Origin of the sequence: Roseomonas sp. USHLN139 (assembly GCF_037145735.1) — a bacterium.
Classification (GTDB): domain Bacteria; phylum Pseudomonadota; class Alphaproteobacteria; order Acetobacterales; family Acetobacteraceae; genus Pseudoroseomonas.
Map to the genome: position 1 here is coordinate 138,776 of NZ_JBBCWY010000005.1, position 20,401 is coordinate 159,176.

General features: G+C 73.7%; 20 protein-coding genes. 5 read left to right on the forward strand and 15 right to left on the reverse strand.

All coding sequences use genetic code 11. The features are described from left to right. The 3 genes from WFI16_RS15510 to WFI16_RS15520 all read right to left on the reverse strand — a co-directional run bounded on the left by WFI16_RS15510 (window position 1) and on the right by WFI16_RS15520 (window position 3,632). Entirely contained in the window at window positions 1–1,683 is a 1,683-nt protein-coding gene (locus WFI16_RS15510) for a PqiB family protein (RefSeq protein WP_419898731.1), read from the reverse strand. Next, the gene (locus WFI16_RS15515; RefSeq protein WP_419898732.1) at window positions 1,680–2,975 is read right to left on the reverse strand and encodes a paraquat-inducible protein A; all 1,296 of its coding nucleotides are present in this window, start codon (window positions 2,973–2,975) and stop codon (window positions 1,680–1,682) included. Before WFI16_RS15515 ends, WFI16_RS15510 begins: the two co-directional genes overlap by 4 nt. 87 nt (window positions 2,976–3,062) lie before the next feature. Beyond that, entirely contained in the window at window positions 3,063–3,632 is a 570-nt protein-coding gene (locus WFI16_RS15520; protein WP_419898733.1) for a TetR/AcrR family transcriptional regulator, read from the reverse strand. Between the two features lie 287 nt (window positions 3,633–3,919). Between WFI16_RS15520 and WFI16_RS15525 the strand changes: the two genes are divergently transcribed. The 3 genes from WFI16_RS15525 (at window position 3,920) to WFI16_RS15535 (ending at window position 7,550) form a co-directional block, all read left to right on the forward strand. Beyond that, window positions 3,920–5,581, forward strand: a complete 1,662-nt coding sequence (locus tag WFI16_RS15525) for a globin-coupled sensor protein (RefSeq protein WP_419898734.1) — start codon at window positions 3,920–3,922, stop codon at window positions 5,579–5,581. A gap of 114 nt (window positions 5,582–5,695) precedes the next feature. Next, a complete protein-coding gene (locus WFI16_RS15530; RefSeq protein ID WP_419898735.1) occupies window positions 5,696–6,769 on the forward strand; it encodes a lytic murein transglycosylase in 1,074 nt (357 codons plus the stop codon). A 76-nt stretch (window positions 6,770–6,845) separates the two neighbouring features. Further along, window positions 6,846–7,550, forward strand: coding sequence for a glutathione S-transferase N-terminal domain-containing protein (locus tag WFI16_RS15535; RefSeq protein ID WP_419898736.1), 705 nt, complete (start codon window positions 6,846–6,848; stop codon window positions 7,548–7,550). On the opposite strand, the gene WFI16_RS15540 is transcribed toward WFI16_RS15535, so the two are convergent. Further along, window positions 7,547–8,023 (reverse strand): GNAT family N-acetyltransferase, encoded by a 477-nt coding sequence (locus tag WFI16_RS15540; RefSeq protein ID WP_419898737.1) that lies wholly within the window; start codon window positions 8,021–8,023, stop codon window positions 7,547–7,549. The two genes, WFI16_RS15535 and WFI16_RS15540, sit on opposite strands and share 4 nt — an antisense overlap. Window positions 8,024–8,034: 11 nt before the next feature. Next, on the reverse strand, window positions 8,035–9,522 hold the full coding sequence (gene hydA / locus WFI16_RS15545) for a dihydropyrimidinase (RefSeq protein ID WP_419898738.1): 1,488 nt from the start codon (window positions 9,520–9,522) through the stop codon (window positions 8,035–8,037). 193 nt (window positions 9,523–9,715) lie between these two features. Here hydA and WFI16_RS15550 point away from each other — a divergent pair, with 193 nt between their 5' ends. Continuing rightward, window positions 9,716–10,342 carry a hypothetical protein gene (locus WFI16_RS15550; RefSeq protein WP_419898739.1) on the forward strand — a complete coding sequence of 209 codons (627 nt, stop codon included), beginning with the start codon at window positions 9,716–9,718 and terminating at the stop codon, window positions 10,340–10,342. 55 nt (window positions 10,343–10,397) lie between these two features. Continuing rightward, on the forward strand, window positions 10,398–10,958 hold the full coding sequence (locus WFI16_RS15555) for an adenylate kinase (protein ID WP_419898740.1): 561 nt from the start codon (window positions 10,398–10,400) through the stop codon (window positions 10,956–10,958). Window positions 10,959–10,962: 4 nt separating this feature from the next. Here WFI16_RS15555 and chrA read toward each other — a convergent pair whose 3' ends face one another. From chrA to WFI16_RS15605, 10 genes are all read right to left on the reverse strand, one after another. Continuing rightward, window positions 10,963–12,150, reverse strand: coding sequence for a chromate efflux transporter (gene chrA / locus WFI16_RS15560; protein WP_419898741.1), 1,188 nt, complete (start codon window positions 12,148–12,150; stop codon window positions 10,963–10,965). Between the two features lie 96 nt (window positions 12,151–12,246). Next, entirely contained in the window at window positions 12,247–12,996 is a 750-nt protein-coding gene (locus tag WFI16_RS15565; RefSeq protein ID WP_419898742.1) for a hypothetical protein, read from the reverse strand. A gap of 27 nt (window positions 12,997–13,023) precedes the next feature. After that, window positions 13,024–14,538, reverse strand: coding sequence for a vWA domain-containing protein (locus tag WFI16_RS15570; RefSeq protein ID WP_419898743.1), 1,515 nt, complete (start codon window positions 14,536–14,538; stop codon window positions 13,024–13,026). After that, on the reverse strand, window positions 14,535–15,059 hold the full coding sequence (locus tag WFI16_RS15575) for a TadE/TadG family type IV pilus assembly protein (protein WP_419898744.1): 525 nt from the start codon (window positions 15,057–15,059) through the stop codon (window positions 14,535–14,537). Before WFI16_RS15575 ends, WFI16_RS15570 begins: the two co-directional genes overlap by 4 nt. Before the next feature lie 13 nt (window positions 15,060–15,072). Continuing rightward, complete coding sequence (locus tag WFI16_RS15580) at window positions 15,073–15,546, reverse strand: TadE/TadG family type IV pilus assembly protein (protein ID WP_419898745.1); 474 nt, start codon at window positions 15,544–15,546, stop codon at window positions 15,073–15,075. Continuing rightward, on the reverse strand, window positions 15,543–16,475 hold the full coding sequence (locus tag WFI16_RS15585; RefSeq protein ID WP_419898746.1) for a type II secretion system F family protein: 933 nt from the start codon (window positions 16,473–16,475) through the stop codon (window positions 15,543–15,545). Before WFI16_RS15585 ends, WFI16_RS15580 begins: the two co-directional genes overlap by 4 nt. Next, complete coding sequence (locus WFI16_RS15590) at window positions 16,472–17,404, reverse strand: type II secretion system F family protein (protein ID WP_419898747.1); 933 nt, start codon at window positions 17,402–17,404, stop codon at window positions 16,472–16,474. The genes WFI16_RS15585 and WFI16_RS15590 overlap by 4 nt, the downstream gene beginning before the upstream one ends. A 29-nt stretch (window positions 17,405–17,433) precedes the next feature. Further along, window positions 17,434–18,807 (reverse strand): CpaF family protein, encoded by a 1,374-nt coding sequence (locus tag WFI16_RS15595; protein WP_419898748.1) that lies wholly within the window; start codon window positions 18,805–18,807, stop codon window positions 17,434–17,436. Next, on the reverse strand, window positions 18,804–20,111 hold the full coding sequence (locus tag WFI16_RS15600; protein WP_419898749.1) for an AAA family ATPase: 1,308 nt from the start codon (window positions 20,109–20,111) through the stop codon (window positions 18,804–18,806). Before WFI16_RS15600 ends, WFI16_RS15595 begins: the two co-directional genes overlap by 4 nt. Beyond that, window positions 20,111–20,398 (reverse strand): hypothetical protein, encoded by a 288-nt coding sequence (locus WFI16_RS15605; protein WP_419898750.1) that lies wholly within the window; start codon window positions 20,396–20,398, stop codon window positions 20,111–20,113. Before WFI16_RS15605 ends, WFI16_RS15600 begins: the two co-directional genes overlap by 1 nt. Window positions 20,399–20,401 lie beyond the last annotated feature (3 nt).

Genomic DNA, 20,401 nt, shown 5'->3' on the forward strand with positions numbered 1-20,401 from the left:
TCATTCGGTGCGGCCGCGGATCAGGGCCTCGGGGTGGCGTTCCAGGAAGTCGGCCAGCAGGCGGACCGAGCGCGCCGCCTCGGCGACCTGCTGCAGGGTGCGGTCGAGGTTGCGGTTGAAGGGCGAATCCCCGGCATAGCTGCGCTGCAGGCTGCTGATGGCCCCGTTGGCGCTGCGCACCGCCTGGTCCAGGTTGTCGGCGATCTGCGGCAGGCGGCGCAGCAGCGGCGTCAGCCCGCCATCGACCTTGCGCACCAGCTCCTGCACCTGCGTCAGCGCGCCGGACAGGCTGGCCATGGCCTGGCGCACCTCGGGCCCGCCGGCGAGGTTGTTCACCGCGGCCAGCGCGCCATTCAGGTTGGCGCCGATCTCGTCGAGCGGGAAGCGCTCCAGCTTGCCGGCGAAGGCGCTGGCGGCGGCCATGATGTCGTCGCTGTCGCCGCCCAGGCTCGGCAGCACGATCAGCCCGTCCTCCTGACGGATCTCGGCCGGCGGCGGGTTGTCGGCGCGGTCGAGGGAAATCACCTTCTGGCCGGTCAGCAGGCTGCCGCTGCGCAGCTGCACGCGATGCCCCTGCTGCACCAGCCGGGCGGCGGCGACCATGATCTCCTCCGGTGGCCGGCCGGAGGGGAAGGAGATGTGGCGCGGCTCGATGGCCAGGCGCACCGGCACCACGAAGCGGTCATGCGCCTTGTCATAGGCCAGCTCGACCCGGGTCACCGTGCCGATGCGGATGCCGCGCATCTCGACCGGCGCGCCGGCCGCCAGGCCGCGCACATTGCCGTCCAGATAGGTCAGGAATTCCAGCCGGTCGGCCGAGGTGGCGGAGATCGCCGCCTCCAGGCTCTCATGCACGAAGAAGCGGGCATCGTCGCCCGGCGGCGGCTCGTCGCGCAGCTCGCGCGGGGTGTTGAAGGCGACACCGCCGGAGAGCGCGGCGCGCAGGCTCTCCAGCTCCACCTTCAGCCCGTCGGCACCGAGATTGACGCTGATCCCGGAGGTGTTCCAGAAGCGCGAGCCGGGGCGGACATAGCCCTCGTAGGGCGCGCGGATGAAGGCGCGCAGAGTCACCAGCCCGTCCATCTTCGGCGGCTCGTAGGACAGGATCTCGCCCACCACCACGTCGCGGAAGAACACCGGCGAGCCGGCGCTGAGCGCGCCCAGCCGCGGCGTCTGCAGGGTGAAGACGCGGCCCGGCTCGTCCGAGCGCACCCCCGGCGGGTCGTCGAGCCCCTTGAACGTGCGCTGCTCCTCGGCCTCCGGCGGGCCGGGGTCGAACTCGATATAGGCGCCGGAGACGATGGTCTCGAGGCCGGAGATGCTGCCGGCCGTCAGCCGCGGCCGCACCACCCAGAACTGCGCGCCCTGGGTCAGGCGGTCACCGACGTCGCGCTGCATGCGCACATTCGCCGTGATGCGCGACAGGTCGGCGGTCAGGCGGATCGATTCCACCGTGCCGACGGTGACCGACTTGTAGCGCACCTGAGTCTGGCCGGCGGTCAGCCCGTCGGCGCTGGCGAAGTCGATGGTGACCAGCGGCCCGCGCGACTGCCAGGAATTGTAGCCGAGATAGAGGGTGACGGCCGCCGCCGCGATCGGGATCAGCCAGATCCAGGAGAAGCGGCGGCGATGCGGCCGCGCCTCGGCGATCTCGGGCGGCGGCGCGGGGTCGGTGCTGCTCATGGAGAAGGATCTTTCCGGGGCGCGGCGGCCGCGTCCCACATCAGCCGGGGGTCGAAGCTTTCCGCCGCCAGCATGGTCAGGATGACGACCGCGCCGAAGCAGGCGGCGCCGATCTCGGCATTGATCGAGGCGAGGACGCCGAAGCGCACCAGCGCGATCAGCACGGCGACGACGAAGACGTCGATCATCGACCAGCGGCCCAGCACCTCGATGACGCGGTAGAGCCGGGTGCGGCGCCGCAGCGCGGCCAGGCTGGCCGGCCGGCCGAGCTGCAGCAGCATCACCGACAGGCCGACCAGCTTCAGCATCGGCACCGCGACGCTGGCGGTGAAGACGATCAGCGCCAGCGGCCAGAAGCCGGTGTGCACGAACTCGATCACCCCGCCCATGATGGTGTGCGGCCCGCCCTGGCCCAGGGTGACGATGGTCATCACCGGATAGGCATTGGCCGGGATGTAGAGCACCACGGCGCCGATGATCAGCGCCCAGGCGCGGGCCACGGCGGCCGGCTTGCGGGCATGCAGCGTGCTGCCGCAGCGGGCGCAGGCGGTGCCGGGGGCGGCCTGCGCCACGCGGCGGCAGCAATGACAGCCGATGGGGGCGAAGAGGGGCGATTCCGCGCGGGCCGCCGCCGGGCAGGCCATCACGCCGCGATCCTCCAGCGCGTCCCAGGCGGCCTGCGGCTCGAAGGCGGCGTCGGCGGCGACCATCGCCACCACCACCGCGCCCAGCCCATAGACGGCGGGGCCGAACTCGACCTCCGCCAGATCGGCCAGCCGGGTGTAGGAGACCAGCGCGCCGAACAGGAAGACCTCGAGCATGCTCCAGGCGCCGAGATGCTCGTGCCAGCGCAGCGGCCGGTGCAGCCAGGCGGGCGGCACCGGCGAGACCAGCCCGGCCAGCACCACCAGCCGCAGGCTCAGCCGGGCCAGCGGCACCAGCATGACGGTAGCCACCAGCAGCACCGCCAGGATCAGCAGCCCGTCCTCCAGGAAGGCATGGGCGCCGGATTCCACCATGCTGCCGCGCATCCGGCCGAGCAGGCGGATGGTCAGGAAGGGCGTGGTCAGCGTCACCAGGCAGAGCAGCAGGCTGGTCACCACCAGGGCCAGCGGCGTCGAGATCATGCTCTGCCGATGCCGCCGCAGCACGGCGTCGCAGCGCGGGCAGCGCGAATCAACCCCCGGCGGCAGCGCCGCCAGCCGCACCAGCTGGCCGCAATCGTCGCAGGCGCGCAGCCGCGCCGCCCCGGCCAGGGGAACAGGAAGAGGAAGGGGCGCAGCCTCAGCCATGGGGCGGGATGACGGTCATGATTCCCGCCAGCAACCCGCCAGCCAGGCCAAAGGTTGTCGCCAGGCGAAAGGAAAGCGACATGGCGGTCAAGGCGGCGGCCCCCGCCGCCACTGCTCCGCATCCATCAGCCGGGCGAAGAGGCGCTCCCGCTCCTCCGCCGCCAGCGGGCTGACGCCCAGCAGCATGCCATGCACCAGCCCCTGCGCCGCCAGCCAGCGCAGGGTGGCGAGGTCCGGATCGGCCGCCTCGGCGCGGATCCCGGCCAGGCGTTCGGCGGCGCGGTCGCGGATGACGGAGAGCATGCCCGGCTCCTCGGCGGCGGCGGCCAGGATGGCGAAGGCGACCGAGCGCGGCATGGAGCTCGCCTCCCGCGCGGTCGCCAGATCGGCCGCCAGATGCGTCTCCGGATGGCCATCGCCCATTTCGGCCTGCTGCTCGCGGTGGAAGCCGTCGAAATAGTCCAGCTGGTGCTCGAGCAGCGCCTGCAGCACCGCGGCCTTGCTGCGGTACTGGTGCATCAGCCCGCCCTTGCTCATGCCGGCCTCGCGCGCCAGCGCCTCCAGCGTCAGCCGGCCGGGGCCGTCGCGGGCGATGATGGCCAGGGCGGCCTGCAGCACGGCGCTGCGCGAGCGGCGCGAGCGGGCGGGATTGTCCATCGGCCTTCCAGGGGGGCAGGGGGGGGACAGGGTAGGAGCGGAACCCTAGCCGCGCGGGCCTGCCGCAGCCAGGACAAAACAAGCCGGCCGGTTGGTTTTTTCGTGAGCCGGGAGAGCGGAAGGAAGTCGAACGGTGACATGGCCCCGACATGACTTACACAAGCTTGACAAACGGCTGATTGCTTAATGTCCCGTTGATATTTCTGCCGCTATGCCGCTGGCAACGAACCCAGGCGGGCTGCGTTTCGCCTGTCCATCCGCAAGGCCCGAAGGGACCGTCCGCTCCGATGCTGCATCGTACCGCCGAGGAAAAGCGGCTGGCTGCTTTCAAGGTGACGCAAGAGGATATCCGCACCTTGCAGGGCCTGGCGGAGTTCGCCCGCAACCGCCTGCCGGCGCTGCTGGAGGAGCTGCATGACGGGTTCGCCGACTGGCCGGAGATCCATGCCGCCCTGATGAAGCCGGAGGTGCACCGCGCCCGCGTCGCCCACTGGTGCCGGGTGGTCAGCGGTGATGTCGGTCCGGGCTTCACTGAATCGGCCGAGACGCTGGCCTCCGCCTTCTACGCCCATGGCGTGCCCGGCTATGCGGTGGCCATCTGCCACGCCTCGGTGATGCAGGGCATCCTGCAGGATCTGGGCCTCGAGGAAGCCGGCCGCCCGGCCAGGCGCCGGCTGTTCAGCCGCGGCGCCAAAGGCGTTCGGGCCGATGGCGAGGCGATCCGTGTCGCGCTGAACAAGGGCGCCTGGTTCGATCTGGAGCTGCTGCTGGAGACCTATGCCGCCGCCGAGCAGAAGAGCCGTGCTGCCGCGATGAACCAGATGGCCGAGGCGATCGAGCGCGAGGCCGGCATCGCCGTCGAGCAGGTCAATGCGCTGACCGGCGAGATGTCGGGCACCGCTGCCGACATGGCCGCCACCGCCGCCCGCACCGGGCAGAATGCCAGCGACGCCGCCGCGGCCGCCGACCAGACCCGGCAGACGGCCGAGACGGTGGCCGCCGCCGCCGAGCAGCTCACCACCTCGATCCACGAGATCGTCCGCCAGGTCAGCGGCAGCACCGCCTCGGCGCAGCGCGCCGTGGTCGCCGGCCGCGATGCCCGCAACAGCATCGAGGCGATGTCGCAGCAGGCGGCGCAGATCGGCAGGATCGCCGAGATCATCGCCGACATCGCCGCGCGCACCAACCTGCTGGCGCTGAACGCGACGATCGAGGCGGCGCGCGCCGGCGATGCCGGTAAGGGCTTTGCCGTGGTCGCCGGCGAGGTGAAGCAGCTGGCGACGCAGACCGCGCAATCGACCGCCGACATCACCCGGCAGATCGCCGCCGTCCGCCAGGCGACGCAGCTGGCCGCCGACGAGGTCAGCCAGGTGGTCGGGCTGATCGGCGAGATCGACACCACCACCTCGGCCGTCGCCGCGGCGGTGGAGGCGCAGGGCACGGCCACCGCCGCCATCGCCCGCAGCGTCGTCGAGACGGCCGGCGCCGCCAGCCGCATGTCGCAGCGCACCGATGACGTCCGCGCCGCCGCCGGCGAGGCCGACCGCCAGTCGGAAGCGGTGCGGCAGACCGCCGGCATCCTGGAGAAAGCGGTGCAGCAGCTGCGCCAGACGGTGATCCGCGTCGTCCGCACCTCCTCCCGCAGCGTCGACCGCCGCGAGGGCGACCGCATCGATGTCGATCTGCCCGCGCGCCTGGCGCTCGCCGGCGGCCCACCGCTGCCGGTGCGCCTGCTGAACCTTTCCGACAGCGGCGCCCTGATCAGCGGCGCCGAGGCCGGCCAGGGCCTGGCCGCCACGCTGTCCTTCGACGGGCTGGAGGTCGCGGCGGAGACCGTGGCCATGCGCGACCGCCGGCTGGTGCTGCGCCTGTCGCCCACCCCGCCGCAGCAGGAGAGGCTGGCGGCCCTGCTGAACCGCCAGGCGGCGGCCCGGCCCCTGGCGGCCTAAGGCGGCCGCCCGCGGCGCCGCCGGCCTGTGGCCCGATCACGGACTGGTCAGCAGCGGAGGCCTTCGGCGGCTGCCCGGTTGCATCGGCTGCCGCAAGCTGGCACCTGTCGCGCCATGCCAGATCGTCGTTCCTTCCTGCTCGGCAGCGGCGCGCTGCTCGCCGGCTGCTCCTCTGCCACCCCGCCCGGGGCGGCCCCTGCCGGCACCGCGCCGCTGGCGCCGCCGACACCGCTGGCGGGCCCGGCGCCCGTCGCCCCGCCGCCCGCCACCGAGGCGGCCGCGCCGGTGATCGACGAGGCCAGCTTCAACCGCTTCCTGGCCGGGGTGCGGCAGGAGGCGGCGCGCAACGGCGTCAGCCAGGACATCCTGCAGCGCGCCCTGGGCAATGCGAAGCCGATCCCGCGCGTGCTGGAGCTGGACCGCAAGCAGCCTGAGGGCGTGCTGACCTGGGAGCAGTATCGCGAGCGCATCGTCTCGCAGACCCGCATCACCAATGGCCGCCGCGTCTATGCCGAGAACCGGCCGCTGCTGCAGGCGATCGAGGCGCGCTACAACGTCTCGGCCCGCGTCGTCGTCGCCATCTGGGGGATGGAGACCAACTACGGCAGCAACACCGGCGGCTTCAAGGTGGTCGAGGCGCTGGCGACCCTGGCCTGGGAAGGCCGTCGCGCCAGCTTCTTCCGCAGCGAGCTGATGGCGGCGCTGCGCATCCTGCAGGCCGGCCACGTGGCGCCGGAGCGGATGATGGGCTCCTGGGCCGGCGCCATGGGCCAGCCGCAGTTCATGCCGACCAGCTTCGAGCGGCTGGCCATCGATTTCGACGGCGACGGCCATCGCGACATCTGGGACAACCGCGGCGACGCGCTGGGCTCGATCGCCAACTACCTGGCGCGCAGCGGCTGGACCCCCGGCGCCGGCTGGGCCATCGAGGCGCGGCCGCCTTCCGGCTTCGACATCCAGCGCGCCGACACCGAGACGCGGCGCTCGATGGCCGATTGGGGCCGCATGGGCTGGCGCCGCGCCGATGGCTCGGCGCTGCCGGCCAGCGGCGAGGCCTATGTCGCGGTGCCGACCCGCAGCAGCAGCCAGGTCTTCCTCGGCCTGCCCAACCTGCGGACCATCCGGCGCTACAACTCGCCGATGAATTACGGCCTGGCGGTGGGCCTGCTGGCCGACGCGGTGGCCTGACGTTTCTGCCCGCCCTGGTCGGAAGCCCGGCGATCCGCGAAGATCGCCGGGACCCAACCAGGCGGGAGACCATGCCATGGCCGATCTTTCGGGCTTTCCCATTGCCAGCCGCTGGCCGGCCGCGCATCCGGACCGCATCCAGCTCTATTCGACGCCGACGCCGAACGGGGTGAAGGTCTCGATCGCGCTGGAGGAGCTGGGCCTGCCCTACGAGCCGCATTTCGTCGATATCGGGCAGAACCAGACATGGACGCCGGAATTCCTGTCGCTCAATCCGAACGGCAAGATCCCGGCGATCATCGATCCGGACGGGCCGGGCGGGAAACCGCTGCCGCTGTTCGAATCCGGCGCCATTCTTCTGTATCTGGCCGAGAAGACCGGCCGGCTGCTGCCCGCCGATCCGGGGCAGCGCATCCAGGCCATCCAGTGGGTCTTCTTCCAGATGGGCGGCGTCGGGCCGATCTTCGGCCAGCTCGGCTATTTCCACAAATTCGCCGGGCGCGAGATCGAGGACAAGCGGCCGCTGCAGCGCTACGCCGCTGAATCGAAGCGGCTGCTCGGCGTGCTGGAGACGCGGCTGGCCGGCCGCCCCTGGATCATGGGCGACGAGTATTCCATCGCCGATATTTCCCTGCTGGGCTGGGTGCGCAACCTGATCGGCTTCTATGGCGCCGGCGAGCTCGTCGAATACGACAAACTGACAGAAATACCGCGCTGGCTGGAGGCGGGGCTCGCCCGTCCCGCCGTGCAGCGCGGCCTGACCATCCCGGCGAAGCCCTAAAGCCTCAGCGCCAGGAAGCGGGTGCCCTCGATCGGCGTCGGGTAATAGGCGTCGATCGGGGCGAAGCCCGCCTTGAGATAGAGGCCCTGCGCCGCCGCCATGCCCGGCAGCGTGTCCAGCCGGATTTCTGTCAGCCCACGCCTCCGGGCCTCCGCCAGCAGGGCGTCGAGCAGGGCCTGGCCCAGGCCCTGGCCGCGGCCCGCCGGCGCGACATAGAGGCGCTTCATCTCGGCCACCCCCGGCTGCGCCAGGCGCCGCAGCGCGACGCAGCCGATCGGCTGGCCGGCCTCGCCGCGGGCCAGCAGCAGGGCGCCGGCCGGCGGCGCGTATTTTCCCGGCAGCCCGGCCAGCTCTTCCGCAAAGCCCTGGAAGGCCAGGTCGACGCCAAGCGATTCGACATAGGCGGCGAACAGCGCGCGGATGGCGGCCAGGTCGTCTTCCGTCGTCGCGGGGGCGATGGTGAAGCCGGCCATCCGCGTCGCCCTCAGGCCGAGGCGGCGTCGAAGCCGTCCGGCACCACGCCGCGCGGCCGCGCCAGGGCATAAGGCCCGCGCGCCAGGAAGCGGCCGGAGCCCGGCGGGGCCAGCACCTCGCCATCGCGCACCGCGACCTCGCCACGGCGGATCGTCACCTGCGGCCAGGCCTTGACGGAAAAGCCCTCCCAGGGGGTGTAGTCGATGGCGTGGTGCAGCTCGGCCTGGCGGATGGTGCGCTCGGCATCGGGGTTCCACAGCACCAGGTCGGCATCCGCCCCCGGCGCCAGGCTGCCCTTGCGCCCGCCCAGCCCGAAGAGCTGCGCGGCATTGGCCGAGCTAAGGCGCACGAAGGTCGGCAGGTCGATGCGACCCTTGGAGACGCCCTCGGAGAACAGCACCGGCAGCCGCGTCTCGATGCCGGGCACGCCATTGGGGATGGCGTTGAACATCGGCGTGCCGTCGGGCCGTGCCGCCGCCGTGCCGGTGCCATAGGCGCTGCTGCCCGCCACCCGCTTCTGCGTCGCGAAGGAGAAGCCGCAATGGTCGGAGGTGACGACATCCAGCGTCCCGTCCTGGATCCGCTTCCAGATTTTTTCCTCCTCGCCCTTGGCGCGCAGGGCGGGGGAGCAGACCGCCTTGGAGCCGGCGAAGTCGGGCCCGACTAGGTCGTCATGCGACAGGGTCAGGTATTGCGGGCAGGTCTCGCCCCAGACCTTCAACCCGCGGGCCTTGGCGCGCGCGATCTCGGCGGCGGCCTCCTCGCAGGAGACATGGAAGACCTGGATCGGCTGGTCGACCAGCTCGGCCAGGGCGATGGCGCGATGCGTCGCCTCGCGCTCGACCACCGGCGGGCGCGACCAGGCGTGCTGCAGCGGATCGGTCAGGCCGGCCTTCAGCAGCGCCTCGATCCGCCAGCCGATGGCGTCGAAATTCTCGCAATGGACGGTGACGAAGGCGCCATGGCGCCGCGCCGTCGCCAGCACCTCGATGAACTGCCGGTCGTCGAGCCGCAGCGGGTCATAGGTCAGGAAGACCTTGAGGCTGCGGATGCCGCGGGCGATCAGCGCCGGGACCTCCTTCTCCATCACCTCCGGCGTCGGGTCGGTGATGATCTGGTGGAAGGAATAATCCGCCCGCGACGCCGCGGCGCGCGCCTCGTAGCCGGGGGCGCTGGCGGCCAGGGAATGGCCCTTCCACTGCGGCAGGAAGCAGATGAAGCTGGTGGTGCCGCCGGCCAGCGCCGCCGCCGAGCCGGAGGCGAAGCTCTCCTCCTGCGCCGAGCCGTCCTGGCCGAGTTCTTCCAGGTGGCAATGGGAATCCAGCCCGCCCGGGGTGACGATCATGCCCTTGGCGGCGATCTCTTGCGTGCCGCGCGGCAGGTTGCGGCCGAGCGCGGCGATCACCCCATCCTTGATGCCGATATCGGCCTCGAAGACCTCGGCCGCCGTGGCCAGCGTGCCGCCGCGCACCACCAGATCGTATTCATGCCCGCTCATCGCGCATCCCCACCGCATCGAAGCCGCGATCCCGCCCGGAAGCGGCTGCCCTGTCAACGGGCGGTCCGGCGGGAAAACCGCGGCGCCAGGCGGCCGGCTGCCTGCGGGCGCGGCGGCTGCCGCGCGAAGCGGCAACACCCCCGCTTCCGTACCGGTTAACAGATCATTGCGGTGGCCGGGTTACCGAGAGGCCATGTCCCGCATCGGCGCCCTTGCCCCGGCCCTGCCGTCCCCGGACCCGCGGCCTCCCGACCCGGCCAGGGCGCCAGTCGGGGCCGCGGCCCCGCCGCCGCGCCCGCCTGCCGTCACCCTCGACCTGCGCGGCGACCGGCTCGGCCTGGCGCCGACCCAGCAGGCGCGGCTGGACCGGGCGATCGGGCCGATGCTGCAGGCGCTGGACCCAAAGGACCGCGGCAGCCTGGTGGCCGGGCTCTATGGCCAGCTGGCCGACCGCCGCGCCCAGGGGCAGGACAGCATCGTCATCGGCATCGCCTATCCGGGCGGCACGGTCACCGCCAGCCTGCTGTCACCGGAGGCGCTGCACGAGGCCCTGTTCTCCGACGATCCGCTGTCGCTCGGCCAGGTGATCGACGGGGCGGGCGAGGTGCACAATGTCCGCGACCTGCTGCGCCGCGCGATGGGCCTGGCCGATCCGGGACAGGAGGGCGCGGTCGCCTGGAAGCAGGACATGACCCGGATGCTGGCCGCCATGCTGGCGGGCGAGGCCGTCATCGCCGAGCCGGCGGCGCAGGGCAGCCTCAGCCTGATCTCGGTCACCGCCCGCGGCATCGTCGGCGCCAGCCAGGCGGTGCTGACCTAGGCATCGCCGTATCGGCCGCGATAGAAAGCCGTCGCGGCACGAGGGGGCGGGCTTCATGCGCGTGGTCATCATCGGCATTTCCGGCGCCGGCAAGAGCACCCTGGCGCGGCAGCTCTCGGCGGCCTGCGGCCTGCGCCACATCGAGCTGGACGCGCTGTTCTGGGAGCCCGGCTGGCGCCAGGCCAGCCCCGAGGATTTCCGCGCCCGCGTCGCCGCGGCGACCGCGGGCGACGGCTGGGTGGTCGACGGCAACTACAGCGCCACCCGCGACCTGACCTGGGGCCGCGCCACGCATCTCGTCTGGCTCGACTATGAGCGGCTGCCGGTGATGCGGCGGGTGATCTGGCGCTCGATCCGGCGCGCCGCCACGCGGCAGGCGCTGTGGAACGGCAATCGCGAGCGCTGGCAGAACTTCCTCCATGCCAGCCACCCGATCCGCTGGGCCTGGTCGCAATGGCGCGGCCGGCGGGTGGCGCTGGAGGCGCTGCTGGCCGGCGAGGCCTGGGCCGGGCTGCCGCTGCTCCGCCTGCGCCATCCGCGCGAGGCGCCGGCGGCGCTCGCCACCCTGGTCCGCGCGGCCGGCGGCATCGAGCCGGGTGCCGGCCCGGGGCGCTGACCCGTCAGGCCAGGGCCAGCAGCGCGCCGGCCCCGGCGATCGCCGCCAGCACCGCCAGGCCGTTCAGCCGCCCGCTGACCAGCGCCAGAAAGCCGGCCAGGGCAATCACCGCGTCGCCCGGCCCCCGCAGGCTGGAGACCGCGATCGGATCGACCAGGGCGGCGGCCAGGATGCCCACCACCACGGCATTCAGCCCGAGCAGCCCGCCGCGTGCCGCCGGCTGCGCGCGCAGCCGCGCCCAGAGCGGCAGGGCGCCGTAGAGCAGCAGCAGCCCGGGCAGGAAGATGGCCAGCGTGCCAACGACCGCGCCGCCGACCCCGTCCACCGCCGCGCCCAGATAGGCCGCCAGGGTGAAGAGCGGACCCGGCAGGGCCTGCGCCAGACCATAGCCGGCGAGGAAGCGGTCGGCCGGCAGCAGCGCCGGCACCAGCGATGCCTCGAGCAGCGGCAGCACCACATGGCCGCCGCCGAAGACCAGGGCGCCGGCCTGGTAGAAGATCGCGCTGAGCGACAGCCAGAGCGGTCCGCCGGCCGCGGCCAGCAGCGGCAGGCCGAGCAGCAGCAGCGCGAAGGCCCCCAGCGCCACCAGCGCCGAGAGCGGGATCGGCGCCGCCGCGGGCCCGGGCTGCGGCACCTCGCGGGCCGGCCGCAGCATCGTCAGGCCGAGCACGGCGCCGGCCACCAGGCAAACGAACGGGGCGAGCGGAGTGGGAAAGGCCAGCAGGAACAGCAGCGCGGCCAGGGCGAGCAGGCGTCGCGGCGTGTCGGGGCAGAGGCTCTGCGCCATGCCGCAGACCGCCTGGGCGACCACGGCGACCGCCACCAGCTTCAGCCCGTGCACCAGCGCCGCCCCCGCGCCGCCGGCCCAGAGCCCGCCCGCCAGCCCCGCCGCCAGCATCAGCAGCGCCGAGGGCAGGGTGAAGCCCAGCCAGGCCAGCAGCCCGCCCGGCAGCCCGCCCTGGCGCAGGCCGATGGCGAAGCCGAGCTGGCTGCTGGCCGGGCCGGGCAGGAACTGGCTGAGCGCCAGCAGCTCGGCGAAGGCGGCCTCGGACAGCCAGCCGCGGCGGGTGACGAATTCGGTGCGGAAATAGCCGAGATGCGCGACCGGCCCGCCGAAGCTGGTCAGCCCCAGCCGCAGGAAGATCAGGAACAGCGCGGCGCGCCGCGGGCGGTAGGAAGCGGCAGGCGGCATCGGCGCATCCGGCAAGGATTGGGGAAGCCCGATCCTAGCAGGCTTCCTGGCCGCCTGCCGATGACAGAAGGATGACGGCCGCCGGCTGCCGGCGCGTCAGGGCCGGCCGCGCTGCGCCGCCCATTGCGTGAAGGCCACGACCAGGGCGCGCGCCTCGGGCGGCGCCATGTCGCGCGACAGCACGGTCTCGGCCAGGGCAGGGCGGTTCTGCGCCGCCAGGGCCAGGGCCAGGTTGTGGCGGGCGCGGCGCGGCGCGGCCGGGTCCTGCTCGGCGGCCGCCAGCAGGCGGGCGGCCTCGGCCGGCTGCGCCGCCAGCAGCCGCGACATGGCGTAATTCACCCGCACCGGCCAGTCCGCCGGGGCGGTCAGCAGCGCCGCCTGGTGCCAGCGCTGCGCCTCGGCCGGCTCGCCGGCCAGGTCGTGGCAGACGGCCAGCCCGCTCATCGCCGCGACCAGGCCGGGCTCGGCCAGCAGCGCCGCCTCGAAGCTGCGCCGGGCCAGCGGCAGATCCCCGGCCAGCAGCGCGAGGCGGCCACGCGCCGCCAGCCGGTCGGCCGAGCTGCCGCCCAGGGCGATGGCGCGCTCCTGCGCCGCCAGCGCCTCGGCCGGCTGGCCGGCGCGCTCGGCGGCGCGGGCCAGGCGGTCCTGCAGCGCGGCATCCTCCGGCGCCGCCTCGGCCAGGCGCCGCAGCACCGGATACTCGCCCGGCCCGCCGGCCTCCGGCAGCTGCGCCTCGAGCAGCCGCAGCCGGGCGGCGGCGGACAGTGTCGGCGGTTCGCTGGCGCGCGGCGCCGCGCAGGCGGCCAGCAGGGGGAGCAGCAGGAGAAGCCGGCAGATCTGGCGCATTCTGCGCTCCGGGTCGCGGGTGGGCGATCATCGCGTGAGGCGCAGCGTCACCAGCTCATTGCCGATCTGGGTGAAGGCCTGGCGCAGCGCCGTCTGATTCGGGCTGTTGAAGTAGCCCGTCATGGTGGATGCGCAGTTCCTGTAGAGACTCTGGGTTGCCGCATCGTTGAGATTGAAGGTGATGGTGTAGACGGTGATGCCCTGCGCCTTCAGCAGGGTGCACATCGCCTGCATCCTGTCAGAGATGGCGGCCTTGTTCAGCGCGATGGCGGCGGCGGTGCGCGCGGCGAGGGTGCCGGTGACGGGGGTGACGATCCCCAGCCGGTTCTCCGCCAGGCGGCCATAGCCGGTGTAATCGGCATCGACCGTCTGGCCGTCATAGGGAACGGGGGCGGCGCCCGGCGCGCCGGCCGGATAGTCGAACCAGTTGTTCTGCCCGTCGGTCATCAGCACCACGACCTTGCGGTTGCCCGGCACGCCGTCGTCGCGCGGCAGGCTGGCATCGCCCCAGAGGCCGCGCCAGCGCGGGCTGATGGTGAACCAGGCCGCCTGCAGGCCGAGATTGGAGATGGTGCCGCCGCGGAAGCTGACCTGCAGGGCGGCGATGCGGGCCAGCAGCGTCGATTTCTCGGCGGTCAGCGGCAGCACCGTGTCGACCGGGCAGCCGAGATTGGGCCCGACGGCGAGATTCTGCAGCGAGCGGTCGGCCTCGGTCACCCGCGTCAGCGACCAGTCATTGTCGCCGGCCACCACCGTCGTGCCGCTGTAGTAGCGGTTCAGCGTCGAGGCCCAGCGATAGGGCGTGAAGGGCGCGACCGAGGGCGGCGCATCGGTCGCGTCATGGCCGTTGCCCCGCGCCTCGACGCAGCCGGCCCAGCTGCTGGGCAGGTAGTCGGCGGCGCTGAGCAGCCCGGCCGCCAGCCAGTCGGCGTGTCCGGCCCCCAGATTGACGGTGGCCGCCCAGGGCACGATCGAGACCCGGAGGCCGGGGATGGTTTCCTTGTCGCCGTAGAGGATGCCCACCAGATCGGCCGCCGCCAGGCGCAGCGCCGCAATGCCGTTCGGAAACATCGAGCCGGTGATGTCGAGCGCCATGGCCAGCTCCATCCCGTCGGTCTGCACGGCGGCGGTGGCGCTGGCCCGCAGCGCCATGCTGGACTGGCCGAAGATCCGCATGAAGACCGTGGGCAGGCTGGCCCGGGCGGTGACGCGCAGCGTGTTGACGTCGGGCTGGTCGATCACCGGCGGCTGCGCCACCGCCCCCATGAAGCCCAGCGTGCTGCTGGCGCTGTTGATCTCCTGCCGGCCGAAATTCGCCCAGAACAGGATCAGCGCCGCCGCCTCGCGCTCGGCCGCCGGCCGGCTGAAGGCGCGACCGCCGGCCAGCGCCGCGGCATCGACGGCGGTCGCCAGCCGCGACTGCGCCAGCCAGCCGCGCGCCAGGTCCAGCGCCAGGCCGCAGGCGGCGAGCAGCGGCAGCAGGCTGAGGGCGATCGTCAGCGCCACGCCGCCGCGCCGGTCGCGCCAGCCCCGCCGCCTCATTGCGGCTCGGCCGCCAGCAGGTTGCCGCGCGGATGGTAGATGGCATGGACGGCGATGACAGCGGGCGCGGCGCTGCCGGCGAACAGCCGCCGCCCCAGCACCCAGGGCCCGCCGCTGGTGAAGAGCTCGGCGATGATCACCGTCTCGCCGGCGCGCACCAGCACCTGGCCGGGCAGCACCACCGCCGCGCCCGCCTTGCCGAAGCGGCTGGCGAAGCGGCTGCTGCCGGTGCGCTTCTGCCACAGCATGGTATTGGCCGCGCCGCTGCCCTGCACCGCGGAGATGATGGTGGCGCCCTGGTCGCCGGTGACGTCGATCCCGCCCGCCATGGCCTGACCGGCGGCGACGATGGCGGCCAGCCCGCCGGCATCCAGGCGGTCGCGCCGGGTGATGATGTCGGCGAGCTCGGCCGAGATGCGGTTCAGCCGCGACCAGCCGCGCAGCCAGAGGCCGAGATCGGCCATGCCCAGCAGCAGCAGCAGCAGGAACGGCGCCGCCAGCGCGAATTCGACCGCGGCCACGCCACGGCGGCCCCTAGGGAAAATTCTCATTCTGCACCATCACCACGGCGCGATGCTCGATGGCCTGGCCCCAGCCGGCGCGGCCCAGCGGTGTCAGCAGCGGCGCGCTGTAGCGCAGCCGGTATTCGACGATCGCGCCGGCGCCGCCCATGCCGCTGGTCGCCGTGGCGGCATTGCCGAGGCTGGCGAGGTCGCCCCAGAAGCGCAGCTCCAGCGTGAAGCGGGAGGCCTGCAGCAGCGGCACCCGGTCCAGCACCGCCCGCGTCAGCGCCTGCTGCGGCGTGCCCGCGCCGAGGCTGGCGCCGGTGACGCCGAGCCGCGCGGCGTAGCGGGCGCCGAATTCCAGGCCGGCATTGATCGCCAGCTGCCAGGCGAATTCCAGCATGGCGGTCAGGATCAGCAGCAGCGGCAGGGCGCAGAGCGCGAATTCCAGCGCCGCCGCGCCGCGCCGTCCGTCAGATCGTCCGCCCTGCCGCCGCCGCCTCACAGCGAGGGCAGGATCTGGATGACCGCCGGCCCGGCCAGCACCAGGAAGATGGTGGGCAGGATGAAGACGACCATCGGCAGGGTCAGCAGCACCGGCAGGCGGGCCGCGCGGGTCTCGAAGCGCACCAGCTGCTCCTGCCGCAGCTCGGCGGCGAGGCCGCGCAGCGCCTGGGTCAGCGGCGTGCCGTATTGCAGCGTCTGCACCAGCGTCGCCGCCAGCCGCTTCAGAGGCTCGAGCTGCAGCCGCGTGCCGAGCGACTGCAGCGCCAGCCGCCGGTCGGCGGCGATCCGCAGCTCCTGCGCGGTGACGGCGAATTCCTCGGCGACGGCGCGATGCGCCGGGGCGATCTCCAGTGCCACGCGCTCGATCCCCGCCTCCAGCCCGAGCCCGGCCTCGGCGCAGATCACCATCATGTCGAGCGCATCGGGCAGGCCGCGCTCCACCGCCTGCAGCCGGGCGCGGCGGCGCTGCGCCAGCATCGCATCCGGCAGCAGCAGGCCGAGCGCCGCGGCGGCCAGGGCGCCGAGCAGCAGCATGGCCTCGTCCTGCAGCAGCGGCGCCAGCAGCAGCCAGGCCGCCACCGGCAGAAGCAGCATCAGCAGCAGCTTGGCGCCGGCCAGCAGGGCGAGCGCCCGGTCCTGGCGGAAATGCGCTGCCACCAGCATCGCCTTCCAGGCCGCCAGCGTGTCGCGCGGCAGCAGGCCGGAGCGCAGCAGCAGCAGGCCGAGCCCGGCCAGCGCCCGCTGCGGCAGCGGCGCGGCCGGCGCCACGGCGGCTTCCTGGCGCAGCCGCAGCGCCGCCAGGCGGGCCTTGACCCGCGCCTCCCGCCGCAGCTGCGGCAGCAGCAGCGCGACGCCGCCCAGCAGCAGCAGGAGCAGCAGCAGCGCCAGGCCGAGGGCGAGCGGCGCGCCGGTCGGCATCCCCGTCATTCCAGCGCCTTCCGCAGCATGCCGCGCATCACCAGGATGCCGCAGAGCAGCAGCCCGGCGGCGCTGGCCAGGATGGTGTGGCCGGTCGGATGCTCGACCAGCAGCAGGATATAGCCGGGCGAGACGAGATAGAGCCCGCCCGCTGCCAGCAGCGGCAGGCAGCCCAGCACGATGGCGCTGGTGCGCGCCTCGGTGGCCAGCGCCCGGGCGCGGGCGCGGAGCGCGACGCGGCGGCGGATCACATCGGCCAGATTCTCCAGCGTCTCGTTCAGGCTGCCGCCGGTCTGGCTCTGCAGCACCAGGGCGACGGCGAAGAAGCGGTATTCCGGCAGGCCGGATTGTCGCGCCATGGCGGCCAGCGCCTGGTCCAGCGGCTGGCCGATGGCGACCAGATCGGCCAGGCGGGTGAATTCCTGCGCGGTCGGCGCCAGCGCCTCGCGGGCGACGACGCGCAGCGCCTCGGTCACCGGCACGCCGACCCGCACCGCCCGCACGATCATGCCGAGCGCATCGGGGAACTGGACATAGAGCAGGCGCCGCCGCTGCGCCTCGGCGCGCCGCGCCAGCAGGCGGATTCCGAGCAGCGCCAGCGCCGGCCAGGCCAGCCAGGCCGCGCCGCCCAGCAGCGGCGCCGCCAGCCAGCAGAGCAGCGCCGCCGCGGGCAGCGCCGGCAGCAGCGGCCGCCAGGCCTGCCGCCCCGGCCGGTGCGCCAGATAGGCCTCGAGCCCGAGCAGCGGCGACAGCCATTCCAGCAGCGTGCGCGGCCGCCGCAGCGGGGCCGCTGGCGCCGCCTGGCCGCGGGTCCGGTAGCGGCCGAGCACCGCCTGCCAGCGCCGCGCCTGGCGGCCGCGCCGGCGCGCCACCAGCAGCAGGGCCAGCCCGCCCAGCAGCAGGAGCAGCAGCAGGCCGAGCAGCAGGAGCGGCAGCAACAGGGACGGTCCCGGGAGCGGCGGCGGGCTCACCGCTCGGCCTCCCCCAGCGCGCTGGCCCAGGCGCGCTCCAGCCCGAAATAGGTCAGCCGGTCGTGGAAGGCGGGGCGCGCGCGGCTCACCTTGTAGTGCCCGGTGATGCGGCCATCCGGCGTCTCGCCGCCGAACTCGAACTGGAAGATGTCGTTCAGGATGAAAACATCGCCCTCCAGCCCGCAGACCTCGGTGACCTGCACCAGGCGGCGGACGCCGTCGCGCTGCCGCTCGGCCTGGATCACCAGGTTCAGCGCGCTCGCCATCTGCATGCGGATGGCGCGCGGGGCGAGGCCCAGATTGCCCATCTGCACCATGTTCTCGGCCCGCGTCAGCGCGTCGCGGGTGTTGTTGGCATGGATGGTGGACATGCTGCCGTCATGCCCGGTGTTCATCGCCTGCAGCATGTCGAAGGCCTCGGGCCCGCGCACCTCGCCGATGATGATGCGGTCGGGCCGCATGCGCAGCGCGTTGCGCACCAGGTCGCGCTGCGTCACCTCGCCGCGCCCCTCCAGCGAGGCCGGCCGCGTCTCCAGCCGCACCACATGCGGCTGCTGCAGCTGCAGCTCGGCGGCGTCCTCGACGGTGATGACGCGCTCGCCATGGTCGATCAGCCGGCTCATGGCGTTGAGCAGCGTCGTCTTGCCCGAGCCGGTGCCGCCCGAGATCAGCACGTTCAGCCGGCAGCGCGCGGCGATCTCCAGGATGCGCGCCGCCCCCACCGGCATCGAGCCCAGCTCCACCAGCGTGGCGAAGTCGATGGCGCGGCGGGCGAACTTGCGGATCGACAGGCAGGGGCCGTCGATCGCCAGCGGCGGGAAGACGATGTTGACGCGGCTGCCATCGGCCAGCCGGGCATCGACCATCGGGCTGCTCTCGTCGATGCGGCGGCCGACGCCGGCGGCGATGCGCTGGGCGATGCCGGCGATGTGCTGGTGGTCGCGGAACTGCACCGGCGCCAGCGTCAGCTGGCCGCGCCGCTCGACGAAGACGCGCTGCGGGCCGTTGACCATGATGTCGGCGATGCTGTCATCGTCCAGCAGCGGCTGCAGCGGCCCGAGCCCCAGCATGTCGTCGACCAGCTCCAGGGCGAGCTGGTGCTGCTCCCGCGCATTGAGCTGCAGGCGGCGCTCATTGGCGATCTCGGTCAGCAGGCGCTCGATCTCCGGGATCAGCCGCTCTGGGCTGCTGCCGGCGATCTGCGAGGGGTCGATCCGCGTCATGCAGAGCTGGCGCAGTTCCAGCAGCGGCGTCGCCAGCGGCGGCGGCGCGGCGGCCGGCGCCGCGGCCGCGGGCATGGCGCGGGGAGGGGTGGCGCCGGCGGGTGCCGCTGCCTCGCTGGGGCGGCGGCCGAAGCTGGCGGGCTTCATGGCCGGGCGCGGGCCGGGGTGGCGCCCGGGCCGCCGGCGGCATCGCGCGGCGCGGCGGCCTTCCCCGCCTCCGGCAGGGAGGAGCCCCGGCGGCGGCCGAGCCAGCCCAGCCAGCCCGGCCGGGAGCGTGCCAGGCGCTGCACCGAGCCGGTCTCCTGCGCCAGCTCGGCGATGGCCTCGCGCAGCGGCCCGCAGCGCTGCAGCGCCGGCAGCCCCTCGGCCTCGGCGGCGGCGAGCGGGCGCGGCAGATGCGGGATGACCACATCGGGCGCCTGCTGCAGCACCGCCTCGACCTGGGCGCGCTGCAGGCCGCCCGGGCGATCGGCCTTGTTCAGCACCAGCACCGGGCGGCGCGCCTGGTTCGGGCTGGCCGGCCAGGCGCCCAGCCGCAGCGTCTCGCGCAGCGCCGGCAGCGAGGGGTCGAGCACGATCACCCGCTGGTTCGCCAGCTCGAAGAGGTCGCCGAACAGCGGCTGCGGCCGGAACGGCAGGTCGATGACGATGAAATTGTAGCGCCGCTGCAGCAGCGCCAGCAGCCGCGCCGCGGCGCCCGGCACGGCGGGCAGCGCCTGCTGCAGCGCCTCCTCGGCGGCCAGCAGGCCGAGGCGGGGACCCACCGGCTGCACCGCGCGCTCGACATAGAGCTCGTCCAGCCGCTCCGGATTCTGCAGCGCCTCGCGCAGCGCCGGGCCGGGCTTGCCGCCCAGCAGCAGGGCCGCGGCGCCGCAATGCAGGTCGGTGTCCAGCAGCAGGCTGTGCCGCCGCTCCAGCTGGCCCAGATGCCAGGCGAGGTTGACGGCCAGGGTGCTGGCGCCGCTGCCGCCGCGCGCGCCGGTGACGGTGATGACGCGGCCGCCGCGGATGCCGCCCTCCGCCAGCGGGCTCAGCCCGCCCAGCGCCGTGGCGAAGAGCCGCGCCACGATCTCCGGCACCAGCGGCTTGAACAGGTATTCGTGCACGCCGAGGCCGCGGGTCAGGCGGCGGTAGAAATCCATGTCCTCGCGCTCGCCGACCACCAGCACGCGGACATCGGGCTCCAGCACATGCGCCAGATCCTCGAGCCCGGCCAGCGGCTGCGCCTCGCCGCTGACATCGACCAGCAGCAGCTGCGGCGTCGGCTCCTGCCGCATGGCGGCGATGGCGTCCTGCAGGCTGCCGCGGCGGATGTCGCTGCCGCCCGGCAGCGCCTCGGCGAAGCCCTCGCGCAGCGCCGCCTCGGTGGCGGCGTCGCGGGCGAAGCCGATCAGCGGCTTGCGGGCACGGCTTTCCTCGCCGCCGGAGCCCTCGCCACGCTCGCCGGCCATCAGGGGCTGCCCCCGCCCTGGCGGCCCAGCGTGATCTCCGGCAGCGGCCGCGGCTTGCCCTCGCGCAGCCGCTCGATGGCGGCGCCGGCCAGGGCGCCATCGGTCCCGTCCGCCGCCACGCCCCGGTCGCGATGCGCCGGATCGGCCAGCATCGCCTGCAGATTGGCCTCGTTCACCCGGCCCGGACGCCATGTGCCGGGCCGTTCATAGGGGTCCAGCGCGCCGCAGCCGGCCAGGGCGACCAGCAGCAGGACCAGCAGCGGCACCAGCGGCAGGAAGGGGCGCATGGC

Bases quoted from the DNA above. Each gene is read 5' to 3' on its own strand.
- WFI16_RS15510 (WP_419898731.1), bottom strand. From the start codon at position 1,683: ATGAGCAGCACCGACCCCGCGCCGCCGCCCGAGATCGCCGAGGCGCGG.
- WFI16_RS15515 (WP_419898732.1), bottom strand. From the start codon at position 2,975: ATGGCTGAGGCTGCGCCCCTTCCTCTTCCTGTTCCCCTGGCCGGGGCG.
- WFI16_RS15520 (WP_419898733.1), bottom strand. From the start codon at position 3,632: ATGGACAATCCCGCCCGCTCGCGCCGCTCGCGCAGCGCCGTGCTGCAG.
- WFI16_RS15525 (WP_419898734.1), top strand. From the start codon at position 3,920: ATGCTGCATCGTACCGCCGAGGAAAAGCGGCTGGCTGCTTTCAAGGTG.
- WFI16_RS15530 (WP_419898735.1), top strand. From the start codon at position 5,696: ATGCCAGATCGTCGTTCCTTCCTGCTCGGCAGCGGCGCGCTGCTCGCC.
- WFI16_RS15535 (WP_419898736.1), top strand. From the start codon at position 6,846: ATGGCCGATCTTTCGGGCTTTCCCATTGCCAGCCGCTGGCCGGCCGCG.
- WFI16_RS15540 (WP_419898737.1), bottom strand. From the start codon at position 8,023: ATGGCCGGCTTCACCATCGCCCCCGCGACGACGGAAGACGACCTGGCC.
- hydA (WP_419898738.1), bottom strand. From the start codon at position 9,522: ATGAGCGGGCATGAATACGATCTGGTGGTGCGCGGCGGCACGCTGGCC.
- WFI16_RS15550 (WP_419898739.1), top strand. From the start codon at position 9,716: ATGTCCCGCATCGGCGCCCTTGCCCCGGCCCTGCCGTCCCCGGACCCG.
- WFI16_RS15555 (WP_419898740.1), top strand. From the start codon at position 10,398: ATGCGCGTGGTCATCATCGGCATTTCCGGCGCCGGCAAGAGCACCCTG.
- chrA (WP_419898741.1), bottom strand. From the start codon at position 12,150: ATGCCGCCTGCCGCTTCCTACCGCCCGCGGCGCGCCGCGCTGTTCCTG.
- WFI16_RS15565 (WP_419898742.1), bottom strand. From the start codon at position 12,996: ATGCGCCAGATCTGCCGGCTTCTCCTGCTGCTCCCCCTGCTGGCCGCC.
- WFI16_RS15570 (WP_419898743.1), bottom strand. From the start codon at position 14,538: ATGAGGCGGCGGGGCTGGCGCGACCGGCGCGGCGGCGTGGCGCTGACG.
- WFI16_RS15585 (WP_419898746.1), bottom strand. From the start codon at position 16,475: ATGACGGGGATGCCGACCGGCGCGCCGCTCGCCCTCGGCCTGGCGCTG.
- WFI16_RS15595 (WP_419898748.1), bottom strand. From the start codon at position 18,807: ATGAAGCCCGCCAGCTTCGGCCGCCGCCCCAGCGAGGCAGCGGCACCC.
- WFI16_RS15600 (WP_419898749.1), bottom strand. From the start codon at position 20,111: ATGGCCGGCGAGCGTGGCGAGGGCTCCGGCGGCGAGGAAAGCCGTGCC.
- WFI16_RS15605 (WP_419898750.1), bottom strand. From the start codon at position 20,398: ATGCGCCCCTTCCTGCCGCTGGTGCCGCTGCTGGTCCTGCTGCTGGTC.